Source organism: Pseudoalteromonas sp. SR45-5 (genome assembly GCF_014163565.1).
In the GTDB taxonomy this organism is placed as follows: domain Bacteria; phylum Pseudomonadota; class Gammaproteobacteria; order Enterobacterales; family Alteromonadaceae; genus Pseudoalteromonas; species Pseudoalteromonas distincta.
Map to the genome: position 1 here is coordinate 1 of NZ_JACJDN010000361.1, position 4081 is coordinate 4081.

At 36.5% G+C, this 4081-nt stretch carries 4 protein-coding genes; 2 read left to right on the forward strand and 2 right to left on the reverse strand.

Features of this window, described 5'->3' with window-relative positions:
- The coding region (bamC, locus tag H5072_RS13270) for an outer membrane protein assembly factor BamC (RefSeq protein ID WP_182693784.1) at nt 1-381 on the reverse strand (381 nt) is incomplete at its 3' end.
- Nucleotides 382-739: 358 nt separating this feature from the next.
- Between bamC and H5072_RS13275 the strand changes: the two genes are divergently transcribed.
- Complete coding sequence (locus H5072_RS13275) at nt 740-1273, forward strand: glycine cleavage system protein R (protein ID WP_182693785.1); 534 nt, start codon at nt 740-742, stop codon at nt 1271-1273.
- A gap of 11 nt (nt 1274-1284) precedes the next feature.
- Nucleotides 1285-1764, forward strand: coding sequence for a thioredoxin-dependent thiol peroxidase (bcp, locus tag H5072_RS13280; protein ID WP_002963124.1), 480 nt, complete (start codon nt 1285-1287; stop codon nt 1762-1764).
- A 476-nt stretch (nt 1765-2240) separates the two neighbouring features.
- On the opposite strand, the gene H5072_RS13285 is transcribed toward bcp, so the two are convergent.
- Entirely contained in the window at nt 2241-3821 is a 1581-nt protein-coding gene (locus H5072_RS13285; RefSeq protein WP_182693786.1) for a DUF4041 domain-containing protein, read from the reverse strand.
- Nucleotides 3822-4081 lie beyond the last annotated feature (260 nt).

A 4081-nucleotide genomic window follows, 5' to 3' on the forward strand; every position in this document is an offset into this window, starting at 1 on the left:
TTCTTTAGTAGTTCCTGCATTATTATCAGCTAGGACAGATTTAATCGTATCCCAAAGAAACTCATCTAAATCAGCAATGCCATCGTTTTTATCAAAATAAATACGCGCCTGTTTATCAGTCTCTTCTACCCAACTGCCTTTCGCAATTGTTAATACTTGTGCCGGTGGGCGGTAATTTGTAGCTTCAGGATTATTGTCGTATTGACCTACATCCATTTTATAAACTGGGTCTTGAGCTGGTTGAGATAACGACGCTGGTGCTTTTACAGGCTCATGCGTACGATAATTACGCTCGTCATGTGCCTTATTAATAAATACACTACACCCTGATAAACTTACCAATACACTTACTGCAAGTGCTTTTGGGATCCAATACTGCACAGATATTTCTCCTTAGCATACCCTTTAATTGTTTTAACAAATATATGAGTGGGTAATACCGATTTGGTTCAGTGTAAAATCAATATTAACTTTACATTTATTATTTGGCTGCCTAAATGCAATAAAGTTCAGCACTTCAACTTAGTAAGCAACTAAGCGCAAATAAGCAAATTTTAGCTATGGTACTTTCCCGTGCCAGTAAAAACAAGAAACACCGCACTTTAAAAGCGCTTAATTAGCGTGTGCTGTAGTTTAGAGCCCTTTTTGTGTTAAACTTCGCCGCCGTGCAACTTCTCGTGTGTATTTTTGGTGTTGCCAACTCGGTTGATATAATCCAAGTAACAAGGTATTTGAACTCATGACTGCATTTTCAAATCATCAAATTGTTTTAACAGCGATTGGCGAAGACAGACCCGGTATAGTAAGTGAACTAACCCAACTGGTTAGCGATTGCCACTGCAACATTATTGACAGCCGTATTGCTATTTTAGGCTGCGAATTTACCTTCATAATGCTACTTAGCGGCGACATGTCGGCAATAAGCCGCATAGAGCACGTACTGCCCACTAAAGCCATGGAATTTGGCCTGCTAACCATGATGAAGCGTACAGCAAGTCATACTCCTAGCGAGTTTTGTGCAGGTTACACACTAGAATACACAGGCATAGACACCCCTGGCACATTGAGCAAAGTAACGCGCTTTTTTGCCGACAATAATATTAGTATTTGCTCACTTAAGTCAGACACTTATTCCCAAGAAGACAACATTAAAATGCGTTGTGAACTTGAATTCAACATACCTGTTGATGTAGATATAGATCAATTTAAAATTAGTTTTGAGAGCCTTTCTCACACGCTAAACGTAGATTATATTTTTAAACGAATTCGTTAAGGATGCTAAACATGAACACAATTAGTCCATTACAAGCTGGCGATACTGCACCCGCTTTTAGCCTACAAAACCAAAACGACGAAACAGTAACATTAAGCGAGCTGTTAAAAGAGCAACAAGTGCTTGTGTACTTTTACCCTAAAGCGTCAACGCCGGGTTGTACTGTACAAGCCGAAAACCTACGCGATGAGCAAGCACAGCTTGCTAAATTTAATACCCGCGTTGTAGGTATTAGCCCAGATCCAATTAAGCGCCTTAAAAACTTTGAAACTAAAAAAGAGCTTAATTTTGATTTATTAGCCGATGAAGACCACGCCATTGCTGAAGCATTCGGTGTATGGGGCTACAAAAAGTTTATGGGAAAAGAGTACGATGGTATTCACCGCCTAACGTTTTTAGTAGGCCAAGACGGTAAAATTAAACACCTATTTGATAAGTTTAAAACCAAAGATCACCATCAAGTAGTGTTGGATTATCTTGCAGCAGAATAATTTAATAGCTGTCAGAAAAAATACAGAAAAGCGTTGCTCATGGGCAACGCTTTTTTTATGTCTATACATTTGCGCTATATAAAACTTAAATAGCAATAGAGTAGATAATTTGTTAAAAATGCCAAAGCACTTATTATTAGCACCTTGCCAATTGGATATTTAAATCTTGAATAAAAGCCTAAAATTTAAACTTTATTTAACTGCCTTAAGCATCTGTATTATTGGTTTTAACTTTTCAGAGCCAAGTATGCAATTTTACTCAAACCCGTTTTATATCGGTAGTTTTGTTTTTGCTATTGCGCTTATAATCTCTGTAATTAATTACGCCTGCCCTGCCTGTAAGAAAAACCAAGTAATGCGCTCTATTTCTAGTTATAAGCTTCCCACTAACAATTGTTATAATTGCGGGAAAGAAATTGATGAGAAAAACTAATTCACCTACTCTGTATTAATACATGAAACTAAATAAGAAATAGTTAAGCAACCGCATTACATTGTAAGTTTTTCTCTATTGCTAAACTCTCACGGTACTCAGAAGCTTCAGCTTTTAAAGTCCAATGAACGTCTTTAATCCCATTGCCCTCTACAGCTTTCTTAACTTCTGATATTGTAGTTTTGAAAAATTCTTTCCTTGAATTTATCTTATTCACTGAGTAAATATCAAAACGGCGATGGAGTTCTTTTTCTAAAGATGGCGCATCTTCACTAAATATCATCGCATGAACATCAAAGGAAAAAGGAACAAAAGCATCGCCCAGTTCTTTGACCCGATCCATAGGCTCAAGTCTTCGGGTCATACCAATTTTGAATACCTCTTCACCAAAACTGCCTACATTGCTTATTACGTATACATGCCCTCTTCGGGTTTGCTGTGCCATCGACATAGCTCTTTGACCTTTATCTTCCGCTTCTTTTAATTGTTTCTCTAGATCAAGTAATTTCGCTTCATAATCGGCCCGCTGCTCATCATTTGCAGTAGAAAGTTCTTCTCGTGCTTTTTTCAAAGCTTTCTGAAGTAAGCGTTCTTCTTTTTCGGCTTCTCTCTTTGCTTTCTCAATATCTCTTAGAGCCTTTTCTTCTTCCCTAATTTGAGCTTTAATTTCTGCTTGCTCTTCACGTTCGATTTTTTTTAATTCACTTGTAGCTACAGCCCACTTTAGTTCGATTAAACGTGCATTAAGGTATTTTTCATTAATTCTAGCTTTTCTAAAAGGAACGCCATTGTGGTTAACTAATGCGAACGCATCTAGTATTTCTTGGTTTATTTTCCCAAAATTATCATGTTTTACTTTAGATAAAGCACTATCTACTTTACCGTTAAATGCATCTACTACAAAATGGATTGCATATGTTTTTCTATGTTGTTCAACATAGTCACAATCTCCAGCAAATCCTTCTTTTATCATTTGTCTAATATTTTGTCGTATTGACTTTAGCTCTGCTCCAGCTTCTTTATGACCAAAATCCTCAGCTAAATCATCTAAAACTGAGTGATTAGGAATGATATAGTCGTCCTTATAGCCTTCGATGGTATTTCGCATTGCTTTTATTGCTTGCTCGTAGGTATTAGCTTTTTCTTTCGCTTCATAAGCATCACCCGCAATCTCTTTAGCCCTTTGCTCTGCGAATAAAGTAATACGGTCAGCTTCTTGATTAGCATCCAACCTAATTTGTTCTGCTTTTTCCTTCGCTTCTCTAAGTCTTAAGCTCCCCTCTAACCTTTGTTCCTTTAATGACTCACTTAAAGTAATAGATTCATTTTTAACTTCATTAGCTAAATTTTCAGCAGTTTGCTTTATAGCATTTGCTTTTAGTTCCGCTTCATCTAATAAAGTTTGAGAGTAAGCTTCAGCTTGAATGATTGGGCTATATTTCTCAGTTAGTTCTTTATTTTTCAATGATTGCTTTTTAGCTTCTTCTCGCGCTAAAGCTAAAGAATCAGTTAATGCCTTAATATTTTTTTTAAACTGTATTTTTAAATTTTTTGTATGGTTGTACCAACCAAGACAAATCAATATGGTAATTATTAGTAGAAGAATTGATGCAGAGAGTTCCATTTTAAATTCCTTTTATCATTATTTAATCCACTATTTGAAAGTAGCATATATTTTAGAGTCGATGAAACTGAAATTAATATACAGAATTTTACGCGCCGAAACTCAAATAGGTTACTGTGTCTGATGTCGCTTCGCTTATCCGACCTACGTTTTCAAATATATAATTCAGGTTTATTGGGGGCGTGGGTAGTGGAGGTTCGTTGGGTTTCGCTGCGCTCTGCCCAACCTTTTATCTCTTATTGATGAGTGTTTAACTTAAA

Excerpts from the sequence above, each read along its gene's own strand:
- H5072_RS13285 (WP_182693786.1), bottom strand. The coding sequence starts at position 3,821 with ATGGAACTCTCTGCATCAATTCTTCTACTAATAATTACCATATTGATT.
- bcp (WP_002963124.1), top strand. The coding sequence starts at position 1,285 with ATGAACACAATTAGTCCATTACAAGCTGGCGATACTGCACCCGCTTTT.
- H5072_RS13275 (WP_182693785.1), top strand. The coding sequence starts at position 740 with ATGACTGCATTTTCAAATCATCAAATTGTTTTAACAGCGATTGGCGAA.